Source organism: Acinetobacter sp. HR7, from assembly GCF_000773685.1.
GTDB lineage: Bacteria > Pseudomonadota > Gammaproteobacteria > Pseudomonadales > Moraxellaceae > Acinetobacter > Acinetobacter thermotolerans.
In genome coordinates this window covers 1-16,492 of record NZ_JPQO01000219.1, presented here as the reverse complement: position 1 = coordinate 16,492, position 16,492 = coordinate 1, and the positions used below count along the sequence as shown (strand labels likewise).

Genomic DNA, 16,492 nt, shown 5'->3' with positions numbered 1-16,492 from the left:
ATCCAACTCAAATTAAAAAATAGGCATGGGGTTCAGCGGACGCTTACTAATAGCTGAGCTAGGCCAAGTCTTTAAATATAGAAAGCCCAAATCAAGGGCTTTCAATCACAGCTCGATTGTTGCTTTTTAACGGGACAGAAAGCCGGTGTGTTTTAGCCAGTCGAAGAGTTGCCGGTAAACCTGTTCGCGTACCGGGTGTTCCGATAGTATCAGATCATGCAAGCCATTTTTAATTTCACAGAACTGCACATCACCTGATATTTTTTTGCCATATTTGACCATATCCTTGATATTTAAGATCACATCGCTGCTTTGTGCTTGACGGTTGAAACGGCGCGGATAGCTACTCTGATGCGCGTACATCAGTAGAGTCGGAACATTTAAGGCAACGCCCTGATGAATTTCTTTTTGTGCTTCATGAATGGCATGTACAAAGCCGAGACGCACCCATGGATAACGCGGCTGTTTCCATTCCAGGTTAAAATTCCATTCCCCCCGATCACTGACATGCAGGCTCGGCACATAGAATTTGTTTAAGCGGCTCGGAAACAGCAGGTTGGGAAAGCGTTTGCCCAGTGCAGACATTGTGGGAATAGCCAGCTTCTTTTCCAGGCGGCTCATATTAAAGTCATAAAACGGGTTGTTGAGCCATAAGGCTGTGATCAGGGGATGCTTCGGATGATGTGAAGCATATAAGGTGGTGGTTAGCCCACCCGTTGAATGGCCACTGAGCAGGACGGCATCATGACCTTCAGCACCAATAATTGCCAACGCCTGAGTAATTTCAGCATCATATTCAGAAAGCGAATGGACGTTATAGTACATTTGATGCGGTAAATAAGAACGCCCATATTTACGCAAATCCAGCGCATAAAAATCGCAACCCTGCGCATTAAAGCGCTCGGCCATTTCAGTCTAGAAAAAATAGTCAATAAAACCGTGAATATAGAGTACTGCTTTAGAGGTGGGCTGCTCTGCTTTTTTACGAATCAAAGTGGCCACCACTTTGCCTTCATAATCATCCGGAAAATTTAAAGTAGCCTGTTCATATCCTGCGCCTAATACATCAGGCTGATATCGGGGAGTCTGGAGCGTTATTGTCATTGTTATACTCAGGGAAGTTTTAGGCTTTATAGTTGATCAAGTTTCAGCCTTTGTCAATTTTTGTGATGAAGATTAAAAAGTTAGCCTTGAGAAGCAGGTCCAGTGTGAACTGAGCCTTTATACCGAATGCTTTTAAATTGCAATGCACCATTTAGAGGGGATAAATTTACTTTATAAAACGAGACGACGACGTTATCATGTCATCGCCTATTTCTTACCTCATTGACTCAAAAGAGCATATGGAACCATCATCCCAGCTTAAAAAATTACCACGCCTTAAGCCTCGTGGTGGCCTGAGAGTAATGTATGCTTCGATTCGCGCGCTCATTTTGCGTGAACTTCAAACTCGTTTTGGCCAGTATCGCTTGGGCTATGTATGGGTGTTTTTAGAGCCACTCTTAACTATTGGTGTCATGGTTTTATTATTCGCGACCATTAGACAACGTATGGCCCCCGGTATTGAGTATGAGGTTTTTTTAATCAATGGGATCATTCCATTTTTTATGTTTCGAACAGGGGTCATGTTAGGAACGAGTGCAGTAGAGTCTAATAAGGGCTTATTTAGCTATCGTTCGGTAAAGCCTATTGATGCTTTAGTTGCTCGTAACATCTTAGAGCTGCTATTAAAATTTACAGCGTATATGGGCTTTAGTGTTAGTTTCTTATGGTTCGGTTATTCTATAAGCTTAAGCGAAATTCCTAATTTATTATTTTATTGGTTACTTTTATTTATTTTCATGTTTAGTTGTAGCCTTGTATTTTTAGTAATTGCTGACTTCTCCAAAGAAATTGTTAAAATTCTTTCTCCGCTATTTTTAATTCTATATTTGGCTTCAGGTATTTTATATTCAATTCATATTATACCGGCAGAGTATCGTGTGTATTTACTTTATAATCCACTTATTCACATTTTTGAACTAATGAGAAATGCTGTTGCACCGACTTATGCTTTAGTACCTGGTATTAGTTTATCTTATTTTATTTATTGGATAATTATTACTCTGTTTTTGGGGCTTTTATTATATAAGCGTTTTGAACGTCGTATGGTGAAGTCAAAATGATAGAGCTTCGTAACCTGACCAAGTCTTATATTACTCCCAAAGGACGGCATTATGTATTTAAAAACCTTAGTGCCATATTACCAGAAAATAAAAGTGTAGCTTTACTAGGTAAAAATGGCGCAGGTAAAAGTACGCTATTACGTATTATTGGTGGGATCGACTATGCCGATGAAGGCGAGGTGATTACCAATAAAACAATTTCCTGGCCGGTTGCTTTATCTGGTGGTTTTCAGGGCAGTCTAACAGCCCGGCAAAATATCCGTTTCGTTGCCAGACTTTATGTAAGTAATGAAGATGAAGTTGAATATGTTGTAAATTTTGTAGAAGAGTTTGCTGAAATTGGAAAGTATTTTGATATGCCGATGAAAAGCTATTCGAGTGGTATGCGGAGCCGGATCGGGTTCGGATTGAGTATGGCATTTAACTTTGACTATTATTTGCTTGATGAGGCGGGGGCAGTGGGTGATGCTTCATTCCGCAAGAAAAGTCAGGCATTACTAGATGATTTAAAGCAAAATTCAAATATTATTATGGTTTCACATAATGTGAAAGATTTATTGCGTAATTGTGATGTGGCTTTTTTGGTCAGAGATGGAAAGGCTGAATATTTTGACAATATGCAAGATGCAATAGAGGTATATCAAGAATATGTTAAGTAAAAAAAATAAAAAACTGTTCATTGCATATAGCTGTATTGTGCTTATTCCTTTACTAGTCATAATGTTGTATTTGATGATCTTTGCAAAAGATCGTTATGAGTCAAACTCAATTTTACTGGTTAAGCAGGTCGCTGAAACACAGGTTTCGGATAATAGTGGTTTGGGTGCTTTGTTGGGAGTGGCGAACACAAGTCGTGAAGATGCTCAGATTTTAAAAGAATATATTCGCTCTCGTGACATGGTTGAAAAACTAGACCAAAAGCTTAATTTGAAAAAAGCATTTTATGCTCAAAAAGATCCTCTTTTCGCACTCGAGAAAGATGCTTCTATTGAAGAATTGGTTGAATACTTTAATAAAGTCGTCAAAATTGACTTGGATGAGCAAACGATGATGTTAGCTATTACGTCTCAAGGATTTACTTCAGACTTTTCATTAAAACTGAATCATGAAATTTTAAACCTAAGTGATGAGTTTATTAATGGAGTCTCTAAAAGTATTGCTCAAGAACAACAGTCTTTTGCAGAGAAACAATACCAAGAGGCCGCTAAACAACTCGATGAAGCACGCCGGGCTGTACTAGTTTATCAAAATGAAAATGAAATCTTTGATCCTGAATTACAGGCAAAGGCGGTTGCAACCTTGGTTTCTAGCTTACAAAATAACTTGGCTCAATTAAAAACTGAAGAGCGCACTCTGCTTAGCTACTTAACACCTGAAGCCCCTCAGGTCATTGCACTAAAGAGTCAGATTGAATCAGTTGAAAAACAAATTGATGCAGAAAGTGCGAAGCTTACCTCTCCCAATAACTCTAAATTGAACCAGAATGTTGCTGATTTTGAAGCATTAAAAGCCCAAGTAGAATTTGCTACAGACTTATATAAAATTTCATTGGCATCACTTGAAAAAGCACGATTAGAAGCCTCAAGAAAATTGAAAAAGTTAGTTGTAATTGCTGAGCCTCGTCTGGCTGAAGATGCTTTATACCCACGTAAAGTGTATATCAGTATCACCTCATTTATTCTACTCAATATTGTTTTTGGTATTGGACTATTGATCCATTCGATTATTCGTGAGCACAGAGAATAAGTTATGAAAAAAATTGCTGTATTATCAGTTTTATCATGGGCATGTGCGACATCGACTTATGCTTTTGATCAAAGCCTGTTACCTACCGAAGTGGCAAGTGCTCTTAATGGAGGCGGCTCACAAAATATTTCTAATAACTCTATATTGAATCAACAGTCAGTTGTAGAGTTATCACCTGGCACATCTATGCAATATCAAACAGTAAATAAAATGTTTGGTTCGCAGCTATTTAAAGGTGCATTTGCATCAACTGCAGGTTCAACCTTTAATAGCAGTTATAGAATTAACCCGGGTGATCAGATTAATTTACGGTTATGGGGTGCTTACCAATTTAGTGGTACACAAGAAGTTGATCCTCAAGGTAATATTTTTATTCCCAATGTAGGTCCTGTAAAAGTTTCAGGAGTAACAAATGGTGCGCTACAGTCCGTGATTGAAGCGCATGTGCGTCGTATTTATGTGGCGAATGTCGGTGTATATGCTGCCTTGGAACAGGCTCAGCCAGTCAAGGTTCTCGTAACCGGTTTTGTAAATCAGCCCGGTAATTATGGCGGTGTGGCAAATGACAGTGTTATTGCTTATTTAGACAGAGCAGGTGGGGTTGATCCAGAACGCGGTAGTTATATCGATATTAAGGTGATGCGTAACGGTCAGTTGATTCAGCATGTGGACCTGTATCAGTTTTTACTCAATGGACAGATTAAGCCTATTTCATTCCGTGATGGGGATGTAATTGTGGTCGGGCAACGTACCCATACCTTTAATGTATCTGGTGAAGTTTATAATCAGAATGATTTTGAATTTAACTCGCCGAGTATTTCTTTAGCTCAAGCCTTATCTTTTGCCAAGCTCAAACCTGGCGCGACTAATGTTAGTATTCAACGTCGCCAAGGCACAGAATATCGTAGTGAATATTACCCATTGAGTCAGGCCAATAACGTCATGATCCAGGATGGTGATGTGGTGACTGTTACTGCGGATCGTTATGCAGGCACCATTCAGGTCAGAATCGATGGTGCGCATAATGGGGCACATGCCGTAGTCCTGCCTTATGGGGCTAAACTCAGTGACATACTGACGCAGCTGCAACCGAATGCTTTAGCAGAAATTGAATCTTTACAACTCTTCCGTCCTTCTGTCGCCAAGCGCCAAAAAGAGATGCTAAATGTTGCTTTGGACAAGCTGGAAGAAACAACATTTAATGCACGTTCAAGCACTCAGGAAGAAGCAGCTCTACGTTTGCGTGATGCGGAACTCGTTAAACAATTCATTGCTAAAGCACGTCAAGTTGAACCTAAGGGACAGGTGGTGCTGAATCCAGACACTTTCCAAAACGTAATTTTGGAACAGGGAGATATTTTATATATTCCTGAAAAAACCTCTGTGGTCATGGTGCATGGTGAAGTGGCTTTTCCAAATGGGGTGGAATACAAGCAAGGTCTAAGTGCCAAGGAATATATTGAGCAGGTCGGTGGGTTTAGCCAGAAATCGAATAAATCTAAAGTGATTGTGATTCGACAAAATGGTAAAGCTGAACTGGTACGTAAAGGTGAAAAAATTAAACAAGGTGATGAGATTTTAGTCTTGCCTAAAGCGCAGACTAAGGGCATTGAGTTAACACGTGGTATTACGCAAGTTTTATATCAAATTGCGGTAGCAGCAAAAGTTGCACTAGATTTATAAGTCTTTAAATAGGGTAAGTTGGAAGTGTTATGTTAAAAATCCTTTTAGTTTTCGGTACTAGACCGGAAGCCATTAAAATGGCGCCTTTAGTTAAGCGGTTACAGAAGGAAGAAAAAATAATTACAAAAGTCTGCGTAACTGCCCAGCACCGTGAAATGTTGGATTCTGTTTTAGAGTTGTTTGAGATTAAGCCTGACTATGATTTAAATATCATGAAGCCTGGCCAAAGCCTGACTCAAATGACATCGAATATGTTATTAGGACTAGAACCTGTATTTGATGACTTTAAACCAGATTTGATTTTGGTACATGGTGATACAAGTACAACCTTATGTGCTTCCTTGGCTGCATACTACCAGCGTATAGCTGTAGGACATGTTGAGGCTGGGTTAAGAACCTATCAGTTATATTCTCCTTGGCCTGAAGAGGGTAACCGTCAGTTAACGGGAGTGATTGCAGATATGCATTTTGCACCGACTTCCACTGCAGCCCAGTATTTAACACAGGAATGTGTTCAAAAAGAAAATATCTTTATTACGGGTAATACTGTTATTGATGCGCTACATATCATTAAAGCAAAAGTTACAGAAGACATTACCATTAATGCCACTATGCAAGAAAAATTTAAAGATTTAGATTTTTCAAAAAAACGTGTATTAATTACTGGCCATAGACGAGAAAACTTTGGTGAAGGTTTCGAAAATATTTGTATGGCTTTGCAAGTTTTATCTAAACAATTCCCAGATGTAGAATTTGTTTATCCAGTTCATTTAAATCCACAAGTCAGAGAGCCAGTAAATCGTTTACTAAGCGATTTAAATAACGTCAAATTAATAGAACCATTGGACTACCTCCCATTTGTATGGCTTATGCTCAACAGTCATTTAATTCTAACTGACTCCGGGGGTATTCAAGAAGAGGCTCCATCTTTGGGATTACCTGTATTGGTAATGCGAGATACAACAGAAAGGCCAGAAGCAGTTCAGGCAGGTACTGTCAAGTTGGTGGGCACCCATGTCGAAAATATTGTTAGAAGTGTTTCAACTTTATTGACCAATGAAACAGTCTATGCAGCTATGTCACAAGCACATAATCCATATGGTGATGGCACTTCATGTGACCAGATTGTTCATGCCATTAAAGCAAGATTTGCACAATATTTTTACGTTAATTAATCAAGTGTTTTAGTATTTTATGAAAATTTCAGTTAGTGGTTTAGGTTATATTGGTCTTCCTACAGCAACTATGTTTGCACACTATGGTGCACATGTGATTGGTCTAGATGTAAATCAACACGCGATTGATACGATTAACCAAGGTAAAATCCATATTGTAGAACCAGGTTTAGAAGCTATAGTTAAAGAGGTTGTATCCTCTGGTCATTTAAAAGCATCACTCACTCCTGAGCCTGCAGATGCATTTTTGATAGCAGTACCAACACCATTTAAAGGTGACGACCATACGCCAGATTTAAGCTATATTGAATCTGCTGCTAAAACGATTGCACCGGTTTTAACTAAAGGCAATGTGGTGATCCTAGAATCGACTTCACCTGTGGGGGCAACGGAGCAAATGGTCGAGTGGTTGGCTGCTGCACGTCCAGATTTAAAGTTCCCAGCTTCAGCGCAGGATACTGACTTTGATATCTATGTGGCATATTGTCCAGAGCGTGTATTGCCAGGTCAAGTCATTCGTGAATTGGTTGAAAATGACCGTACTATTGGTGGTTTAACCCCTGAATGTGCGAAAAAAGCCGCTGAAGTGTACAAAATTTTCGTAAAAGGTGATTTGGTAGAAACCAATGCACGTACTGCGGAAATGACCAAGCTCACTGAAAATGCCTTCCGTGATGTTAATATTGCATTTGCCAATGAGTTATCTCTCATTTGTGATCGTTTAAACATCAATGTATGGGAACTCATTGCCCTTGCTAACCGTCACCCACGTGTCAATATTTTAAATCCGGGTGCAGGTGTAGGTGGTCACTGTATCGCTGTCGATCCATGGTTCATTGTAAACAAAACGCCTGATCTTGCACGTATGGTCAATACTGCCCGTGAAGTCAATGACAATAAACCAAAATGGGTAGTGTCTAAGATTGAAGAAGCGGTTGCTCAATTAGGTGATTTAGGTCGTAAACCTAAAGTTGCGCTGCTTGGTCTTGCATTTAAGCCAGATATTGATGATTTACGTGAAAGTCCAGCAGTGGAAATTGCAGTAGAAATGGGTCAAAACCAAAACATTGAGTTGTTATTGGTCGAGCCAAATATTCATACACTTCCTGCAAAAATTAAAGTGGGTCAATTAGTGGATGTGACAACAGCTCAAGCTGAGGCGGATTTATTGATTGTATTGGTGAATCATAGCCATTTTGCAAATCTCAATACTGCTGAAAAGCAGCATGAAATTTTAAATTTTGTTTCTAATAAATAAGGTACAGAGAATAAGCTACAGTAAGCTGTGGCTTATTCTTTTTTTATCAATTTACTTACAATCTGACTGAGTGTAGCCATGAGTATTGAAAAACTTTTAGAACAGTTAAGAAGTTTGGATGAACAACAACAACAAGAATTTCTAAGCCGCATTCAGGATTTGATTGATGTTCGTTATGTTGATAAGTCAAAAGTTGCAGAACTACAAAAAGAAATGAATCTGCTGATTAAGGAAAATAATCTGGTGCGTCAGCAGGCACTTGCGAAATTTTCTCGCAAAGAGCATCAAACCATTGCATATCAGTTAGGTAAAAATTTAATTGATGTCTTCAATGGTAAAAAGCCAATCACTTCTTTACCAGTATGGAGTTTACAGCTTTTTGTTGAAGCGATTGCTAGAAAAGATCAGGCACAATTAAATCATTTACAGAGAAAAGTACAATTTTTATCTGAATATAGTGATGTGTTTACTGCCCCAAGTTTAAAGAAAGGTCTAGCCCTTGCTTTTGAAAGAGTTGCATATAAACTGAAAAATGGTGAGCCAAAGGGGATCGATGTAGATGGTGAGTACCAAGATGTTGTAAATAAAAATGCGATTGGGCTCACTCAAACTCAATCCATTGTAAAAAAACAACGATCAGAAGATCAAAATGCGCTTATTGTGCAGCAGAAAAAAGTCATTAAGCAAGTTATTCAACAAGAATTAAAAGAAACTGTAAAAGCCTCCATAGATACATTGAAAATTGCTTGTATTATGGATGAATTTACCTATTTTTGTTTTTCACCCGAAGCCCAATTATTACAGATTTCACCAGAGCATTGGCTTGAAGAAATAAGAGATTTTGCGCCCGATATTCTTTTTGTAGAATCTGCATGGCAGGGTAAAGATGGCTTATGGAAAAGTAAAGTCAGTCAAAATTCTACAGAAGTAGTGAATTTAATTAAGTTCTGTAAATTAAATGGTATTAAAACCATGTTCTGGAATAAAGAAGATCCAGTACATTTTGGTACCTTTGTTGATGTAGCAAAACAGGTTGACGTTGTTTTTACAACAGATATTGATTGTATTGGTCGTTATAAGGCACATGTTGGACACGATCGTGTGTATCTTATGCCATTTGCTGCACAGCCAAAAACGCACAACCCCATTGAAAAATATGAACGCAAAGATGCCTTTAACTTTGCAGGTTCATTCTATTTAAAATATCCAGAAAGACAGCGTGATTTTGTTAACTTAACAGCGGTTGCAACCAAATTCCGTGATTTGGAAATTTATGATCGAAACTACAATAATCCACATCCACATTACACGTTCCCTGAACAGTACCAAAAGTATATTTTAGGCCGTTTAGAGCCACATGAGATTGATAAGGCTTATAAAGGCTATGTATATGGTATTAATATGAATACCATTAAACAGTCACAATCTATGTTTGCTCGACGTGTATTTGAAATGTTGGCGTCAAATACGATTGTACTGAGTAACTACTCTCGTGGGGTGCGTAATTTCTTTGGTGATTTGGTTTTATGTTCAGACAATCCAACAGAGTTGGAACGTCAATTAAATCGCATTGTACATGACCAAGATTTGGTTGATAAATTTAAGTTGTTAGGCTTAAGAAAAGTTTTATCCGAGCATACCTATGAAGATCGACTTGGTTATATTGCCAATAAACTCAAAATAAAAGTAACAAATAAAGAAAATTGCGTTGCTGTATTTGCTTTTGCCGAGAATGATGAGCAGCTCAAAGCAATTGTCGATAACTTTGTAGCTCAAACATATGAATATAAAAAATTATTTATTTACAATCCGAATTCACTAGAGATTGAGACATCAAGTGAGATTCATAGTTTCAATCATCTAAATCAGATTGATGCTTTAATACAAGAACATGAAATTACACATTTAGCATTCTTCAATCCAGCACATCTTTATACCAAAGATTATCTGTTTGATATGATGCTGAACTTTAGATATTTGAAATTCACAGATATTCAATGTGTGACGAAAGATGCGCATTATGCTTTTGATCATAAACTGAGTTTAATTTCTGGAAAGGAATATCTTGAAGTTCAACATGTTGTACTTGATCGTTCAGTTTTAAAGATAGTCAATGACGATGCTTCATCATTGATTGAAAGCTTTATGAAGCATACAAATGAAAGCCAACCTATTCATGCAATGTCGGTGGATCGTTTTAGCTTCATTGCGGATGGAAAAGCGTGCAATGCGGAAGAGATCAAATCTGTCACGGTGGACATGCAAGATTTGGATACAGGGGTTGAATTAAAGCAAAACTTGTTGCCGTATGCAGAGAATATTACTGCAATGAGTCCAAATGAAGACGAAATTCAATCTTTTGAAGCGGATTATTTAGCTAAAACTGTAGTAAGCCCATATACAGCTATTCGTATAGATTGTTCAGAAAATCACTTTAAGATTTTCTCAAAATTGGCAAAAGCTGAACATAAATATCTTACATTGCTTCAGTATATTAAAAAGACCAGTGAAAATATTAGCCTATTGGTGAATGCAGACACGAAAGCAGATGTTCAACTTGTAATTGAATTTTATGATGCAAAAGCCAATAAGATTGGATTTGAAATGTTTGAAATCAATCAAATGCATCAAGTTCAATTACCAGCCAATACCAAGCACTTTAATGTGTCATTAAGAATAAAGGGAGCGGGCTCGGTTAATGTACAAGAGGTAATTTACACGATTCATCCACAAACTAAAAAACAGGTAAATGATTCAAGCTTAGTCACATTAGATGCCGAGGTTTTTAAAACTCAATTAGTTAAAGGCACTTCAAGTCAGATTCAATTTGCAGGCAATCAAGGGCAATTTGTAATTAAAACGACATTGCCACCTGCAAAACATGCTTATATGTATATGAAAAAAGTATATACACGTGACGAATTAAATCTGGTATTGAACAGTGAATTTGAGTTGTTTGCAAAAACAACTGCAGAAGATGTAAGAGTTGTATTTGAGTTTCAGGATGCTAATCACCAAAAGATCTCGCATTCTATGAATTCAATCGTTGGTGGACATGCATTAGCGATACCTATGGAATGTGTATATATACGTATAGGTCTTAAAATTGTTGGTGCTGGCGAAACAGTAATTCAAAAACTTTCTTTAGGGACAGTGAAAAACCCAGTCAATAATTTCATTCCAAAATCAACAACTTTGGTTGTTGCAAAGCAGTATCCTGCTTATGATGATTTATATAAGTATGGATTCTTGCATGCACGTGTAAAAGCCTATAAAAAAGCGAATCAGTTGGTCGATGTGTTTAAGCTTACAAACGATGCAGCTAAATTTGGTTTTTCCGAGTTTGAAGGTGTTGATGTTCTTTCATATGACCATGAGATGTTAGATAAGTTACTTGCATCCGGTATCTATAAAAAAGTATGCCTACATTTAATGGATAATAAAATGTGGGAAGTTGTACGTAAATATCAAGATACTGTGCAAGTTTTGATTTGGGTGCATGGAGCTGAGATTAGATCTTGGTCTAGACGTGCTTATGAAGCAGCACGATTAGGTGAGGTAGAAGCCACACGTCAGCATCGTTTAAGCTTACAACGAAAAGCGTTTTGGGTAAATTTAATCAAAAATGAATTACATGCAAATACCCAGTTTATTTTCGTATCTAAATACTTTTTAAATGAAAGTGAAGAAGATTTAGGTATTCGATTCCCTGCTAATCAAACGCATATTATCCATAACTTTATTGATACAACCTTATTTAATTATGTGCCTAAAGATGCGAGTCAACGGTTCAAAGTTTTATCTATAAGACCTTATGCAAATTTAGGCTATGCAAATGATTTAACAGTAAAAACGATATTAGAGCTCTCAAAGCATGCAGACTTTAATAAATTTAGTTTTACGATCTGTGGTGATGGTGAGTTATTTGATGAGACAACCGCACCACTCAAACAATTCTCAAATGTAAAGTTGCTTAAAGGCTTTTTAACACAGCATCAAATTGCCGAGCTACATAAAGAGCATGGTGTATTCTTGGTGCCTACTCGTATTGATAGTCAGGGTGTGTCTAGAGACGAAGCAATGAGTTCTGGGCTAGTGGTAATTACCAATAATGTTTCTGCAGTACCTGAGTTTGTAGACAATAACTGTGGTATTTTGGTGCCGTCTGAGGATAGTGTTTCAATGGCAAGAAAAATTTATGATTTAAGTAATTCGATTTACAAATTTCAGATCTTATCTTTGAATGCTAGTATGCGTGTTAACAGTCAAAGTGCTTATAAGCAGACTATTATTAAAGAATTGGAGTTGTTAAAGTGAAAACAACTAAATTTGATAACTTTGAGGTGAAGGTAGAATTAAATAAAGAGCAACTGTTGGTTAGTATTTTTGATAAAGAAGTTTCTCAAGGTTTATATAGGTATGCTTGTTATCTATTTTCTAACCATAAGATTTTAGAGAAAAAAACTTATCAGGAAAGCAGTGAGTTTGTATTTGATTTGTTGGTATCTGGTATATATAAAATACAGGTTTTTATATTGGATATGCTAACAAAGAAAAGTATATTAAAGAAAATTGACTTGGGCTTTTTTTTTGTTGAATCTGCTTTTTTAAAAAAGCATAAAAAAAACTTTATTAATGAAAAAAATGAAAAACTAGGTGAAGATTTTTTTAGTAAAGGTATATTACAGTTTCCAAATTTTGATTTGGTTGAGGTTAATCAAAGTGATTTCTATAGTTTAGATCCATTTAAGAATAGGACTTGGAGGTGGAAGCTACAGCAGTTAGAGCATTTAAATTATTTGATTTCTTTTTACAATTCGAGTAAAGAGGATGTAATTTTAGATTATGCTTTCGAAAGTATTATGGATTGGGATTTATATAGAAATAATAATTCTAAATCCGATAATATGGTTTGGCATGATCATGGTAGTGCTCTGCGTTTAAAAAATCTAAATTTTATATTTTTGTATTTTTTGAAAAGTGGATATATTGATTTTAATGATGATAAATATAGTTTTTTATTAAACTTAATAAAGGAACATATCGAAGTTCTATTGGATGAGAATTTTTACTCAAAACATACAAATCATGGTTTCGATCAATGTTTGAGTGTACTGCAAGTTTGTTGTGAATTGATCCATATTATAGACTTAGATCTAGCTATATCTTTAGTAATAGAGCGGTTGAAGGCTGAGGTGAGTTTTGCATTTTGTTCCGATGGTGGACATAAAGAAAATAGTCCTTCGTATTTAAATTTTGGAATAAAACAATGTTTAAGTGTTGTAGATATTTTAACATGTTATAAACTGTTTTCTTATGATTTTGAATACGTTTATAGAGTAATCGATAAAGCAACTCTTTCATTAGCATATGCTATAAAGCCTGATGGGTTTCTTCCATTAATTGGGGACACTTCAGAGTTTAAAGTAAATAATATTTTCTATGATTATAAACCAAGTTTTTATGGGGAGTTTCTTTATAGTATTACAAAAGGTAAGCAAGGGAAATTTCCGAAAAAAAAATTTCTTCTACTGAAGGAAAGTGGTTATTTTTTTTATAGAAGTACTTGGGAGAGAAGTAAATTTGATCGTGCTATATATTTAAGTTTAAAGGCAGGTTATAAAAGTAACTATCATAGGCATGATGATGATCTATCTATTACACTATTTGCTTATGGCGAGGATTGGCTAGTTGATGGGGGTATATATAAGTATGATGAGAAAGATGCTCACCGAATTTATATTAGATCACATTTATCACATAATATTTTTTGTCCACCTAATGTAAGTGCTTCTAGAAAGTTTTTAAATGGATCTTGTCATGAAGTTGGAATAAATGGTTTTTCTGAAGATGAAAAAAGAATATCAGTTTCAGCGAGCTCTTTTATGTTTAAAGGGTTTAAATCTGTAAGGAAAATAGAGATTCAGGATGATCAGAAAATTTTTATAACTGATAGTTTGATAAGTTCTAAATATGACTTAAATGGTTCTATTAGTAGGTTGTTTTTGGGGCAAGGTAAGACTGTTGATATTAATGGTAATACTATTAAGGTCTTTGGTCATTCTAAAACAATGGTTATAAGTGTTGCGTCACAAATCAACTTTAAAATACGTCATATTTTATGTGATCAATCTGACATTGTGGGGTGGTTGTCGTTGAAAAATAATACACTTTATAGAAGTGAATTGGTTGAGATATTATTTTTAGAAGAAAATGGTAGTAAGATCGACTATATGTTAGAAATTAGTTTTATTTAGCTTTGTTGCATAAAGATTTCATAACTATATGATTTTAAAAGTTTTGATTATTTTTTAATCCAAAATTAAATTTATTTAAATCAGATGCTTACATATTTATGCAACAAAGCCGTTTTATTTGAGAAGATTTTATGGATTTTTTTGTTTCTCATTATGCCTTTAAGAATTTGAAAGTTACAATTCCAATTAACTGGAATATTGACCCCTATAAAAATAAGAATTGGGTTCTTCATTTCATGTCTTTTAGATGGATGGAAAGGTTTTCAATTGGTGATCAACTTATTTTGGTAAAAGACTATTTTGATTTTTTTTATGTTAAAAAGAATAGAGATACTTATATCAAAACTCTTAGAGGAGATCATGCTGCAGCTATAAGGCTAAGTTTTTTAATTAATTTGGCTAGTAAGCAAACAGGTGAAAATAAATTTTTTTTGAGGGAGTTGATTCAGAAAGAAATACTCAATGCTCTGGATGATAAAATGTATCGTGCAGGACATAATCATGCTTTGATGCTAGATAATTCATTATTAGATTGTTATCTTTATGATAAAACGTTATTAACTTTAAGTAATTTAAACCTGGTTGTTTCTAGGGGGGTATCAACAGCAAAAAAACTATATTGTGATAGTGGGATTACTAGAGAGCATTCTGTCTCCTATCAAGAGTATAACTTGCCTATATTGTTTGAATTTTTTAAAAAAATTAAAGATATTGATGGTGTTTTAGATGATGCTATCGATTATATGAATTCTGTTAGTTTTAATTCACTTTTTATATTAAGTGCTATGTTAAATAGTAAAGGTGAGTACTTTGCTATTGGTGATACTTTGAGACCAACTAAGCCAAAAATTATTAAAAAGGTTTTTGGTGATGAAAATGCATTGAACTCTTTTTCAAAAAATATGTATGGTATATATTGTAATGGTGGATTTTTTGTTTTTAAAAAGCTAGTAGGTGATAAATTATTACATTTTGTTTCAACTTGTCAGTGGAACTCATATAATCATAAACAAGATGATGAATTATCATTTTGTCTAGAATATAATGGAAACCTGATATTTGATGACCCTGGATATTCTGGATTCTTGAGCTTAGATCAGCAAGCTATTATTTACTCAAGAAAAGGTCATAGTACTTTTTTTATTGAGGAATTGGAATGGGTGTCTAAAACCTCATCGCCTTTTGGTAGTGTAATAGATCACTCTGCATTTGATGAACATGGTTTTGAATTGAGTGCTTCACATCAGCGCCAATTACCTAATAATAAATGTACTAGATCATTTAAGCTTTTTGAAAAGAACTTGTTGGTTAGAGATACTTTTACTAATTTAGATAGTCTTTTTGAGAAGACTGCTACACATCGATTTGTACTAAATCCTAAGATCAAAGTTAATGTTTATGGTGATCTAGTTCATTTGATGATTTCAGACAGAGTAATTGCTACCATTGAAAATTTATTAGCGAAAGATGATGGGAAATGGAATGTTGTTAAAATTCCATATGTGGAATCTGATTCTAGAGTAATTACTTCAACTGTTTGTTTGGATTTTTCTTATACATTGAAATCAAATACAGTTGAATTTTTGATAAACCTTCTTGATTAGTTGATATATGATGAGATACGCAAGTTTATTGGAATACCTTAAACCTTTATTAGATAATCCTACATCAATTACCTCTTTACATAAAGAGGCAAATATTTATTTAAAAAATAATGATTTGCAAAATGTGAGACGTATTGAAAAGTTAATAAATATATTACATAGTTCAGATGTTCCTGCAAGTGTTGTAATTGGTGAAGGTACAACATTTGCTTATACTGGTTTTGCAACTATTGTTCATAAGAACACTATTATTGGAAAGAATTGCTCAATTGGTTCTAATGTTACTTTAGGAGGTGGACCAATTTTAGGTGATAATGTTTATGTAGCTACCGGTGCTAAAGTTCTGGGGCGTGTAAAAATTGGATCTTTTTCTATTATTGGTGCTAATAGTGTCGTTACTAAAGATGTACCAGAATTTAGTGTTGTGGCTGGTGCTCCCGCTAAAGTTATAAATCTTATTACTGCAGAAAATTTTGCTAAATACAAATCTATGATTGGTAGAAATCTAGAAGATTATCCTTTTCGATAATATCTTATTTTCTTAAACGCCAATCTCAACTTTAAATAAGCTTTTCAAATTGAATCGGCGAATAACCACATTTTT

At 35.3% G+C, this 16,492-nt stretch carries 10 protein-coding genes and 1 pseudogene; 10 read left to right on the top strand and 1 reads right to left on the bottom strand.

Annotation, left to right across the window (positions count from 1 at the left end; translation table 11 throughout):
* Positions 1–126: 126 nt before the first annotated feature.
* Positions 127–1,104 (bottom strand): annotated as a pseudogene (locus GW12_RS14255) (alpha/beta hydrolase).
* 197 nt (positions 1,105–1,301) lie between these two features.
* Here GW12_RS14255 and GW12_RS14250 point away from each other — a divergent pair.
* The 10 genes from GW12_RS14250 to GW12_RS14200 all read left to right on the top strand — a co-directional run bounded on the left by GW12_RS14250 (position 1,302) and on the right by GW12_RS14200 (position 16,417).
* Positions 1,302–2,165 carry an ABC transporter permease gene (locus GW12_RS14250; RefSeq protein WP_227504174.1) on the top strand — a complete coding sequence of 288 codons (864 nt, stop codon included), beginning with the start codon at positions 1,302–1,304 and terminating at the stop codon, positions 2,163–2,165.
* Positions 2,162–2,824 carry an ABC transporter ATP-binding protein gene (locus GW12_RS14245; RefSeq protein ID WP_034588814.1) on the top strand — a complete coding sequence of 221 codons (663 nt, stop codon included), beginning with the start codon at positions 2,162–2,164 and terminating at the stop codon, positions 2,822–2,824. Before GW12_RS14250 ends, GW12_RS14245 begins: the two co-directional genes overlap by 4 nt.
* Complete coding sequence (locus GW12_RS14240; RefSeq protein ID WP_034588812.1) at positions 2,814–3,911, top strand: capsule biosynthesis protein; 1,098 nt, start codon at positions 2,814–2,816, stop codon at positions 3,909–3,911. Before GW12_RS14245 ends, GW12_RS14240 begins: the two co-directional genes overlap by 11 nt.
* 3 nt (positions 3,912–3,914) lie before the next feature.
* Positions 3,915–5,594 carry a polysaccharide biosynthesis/export family protein gene (locus tag GW12_RS14235; RefSeq protein WP_034588810.1) on the top strand — a complete coding sequence of 560 codons (1,680 nt, stop codon included), beginning with the start codon at positions 3,915–3,917 and terminating at the stop codon, positions 5,592–5,594.
* Positions 5,595–5,623: 29 nt separating this feature from the next.
* On the top strand, positions 5,624–6,769 hold the full coding sequence (wecB, locus tag GW12_RS14230) for a non-hydrolyzing UDP-N-acetylglucosamine 2-epimerase (protein WP_034588807.1): 1,146 nt from the start codon (positions 5,624–5,626) through the stop codon (positions 6,767–6,769).
* A 19-nt stretch (positions 6,770–6,788) separates the two neighbouring features.
* Complete coding sequence (gene wecC, locus GW12_RS14225; protein ID WP_034588805.1) at positions 6,789–8,027, top strand: UDP-N-acetyl-D-mannosamine dehydrogenase; 1,239 nt, start codon at positions 6,789–6,791, stop codon at positions 8,025–8,027.
* Between the two features lie 78 nt (positions 8,028–8,105).
* Positions 8,106–12,344: a glycosyltransferase gene (locus tag GW12_RS15210; RefSeq protein WP_052127937.1), complete on the top strand. Its 4,239-nt coding sequence runs from the start codon at positions 8,106–8,108 to the stop codon at positions 12,342–12,344.
* On the top strand, positions 12,341–14,284 hold the full coding sequence (locus GW12_RS14210; RefSeq protein WP_034588803.1) for a heparinase II/III family protein: 1,944 nt from the start codon (positions 12,341–12,343) through the stop codon (positions 14,282–14,284). Before GW12_RS15210 ends, GW12_RS14210 begins: the two co-directional genes overlap by 4 nt.
* A 131-nt stretch (positions 14,285–14,415) precedes the next feature.
* Complete coding sequence (locus GW12_RS14205; RefSeq protein ID WP_034588801.1) at positions 14,416–15,888, top strand: heparinase II/III family protein; 1,473 nt, start codon at positions 14,416–14,418, stop codon at positions 15,886–15,888.
* 10 nt (positions 15,889–15,898) lie between these two features.
* The gene (locus GW12_RS14200; protein WP_052127936.1) at positions 15,899–16,417 is read left to right on the top strand and encodes a serine O-acetyltransferase; all 519 of its coding nucleotides are present in this window, start codon (positions 15,899–15,901) and stop codon (positions 16,415–16,417) included.
* The last annotated feature ends 75 nt before the right edge of the window (positions 16,418–16,492 follow it).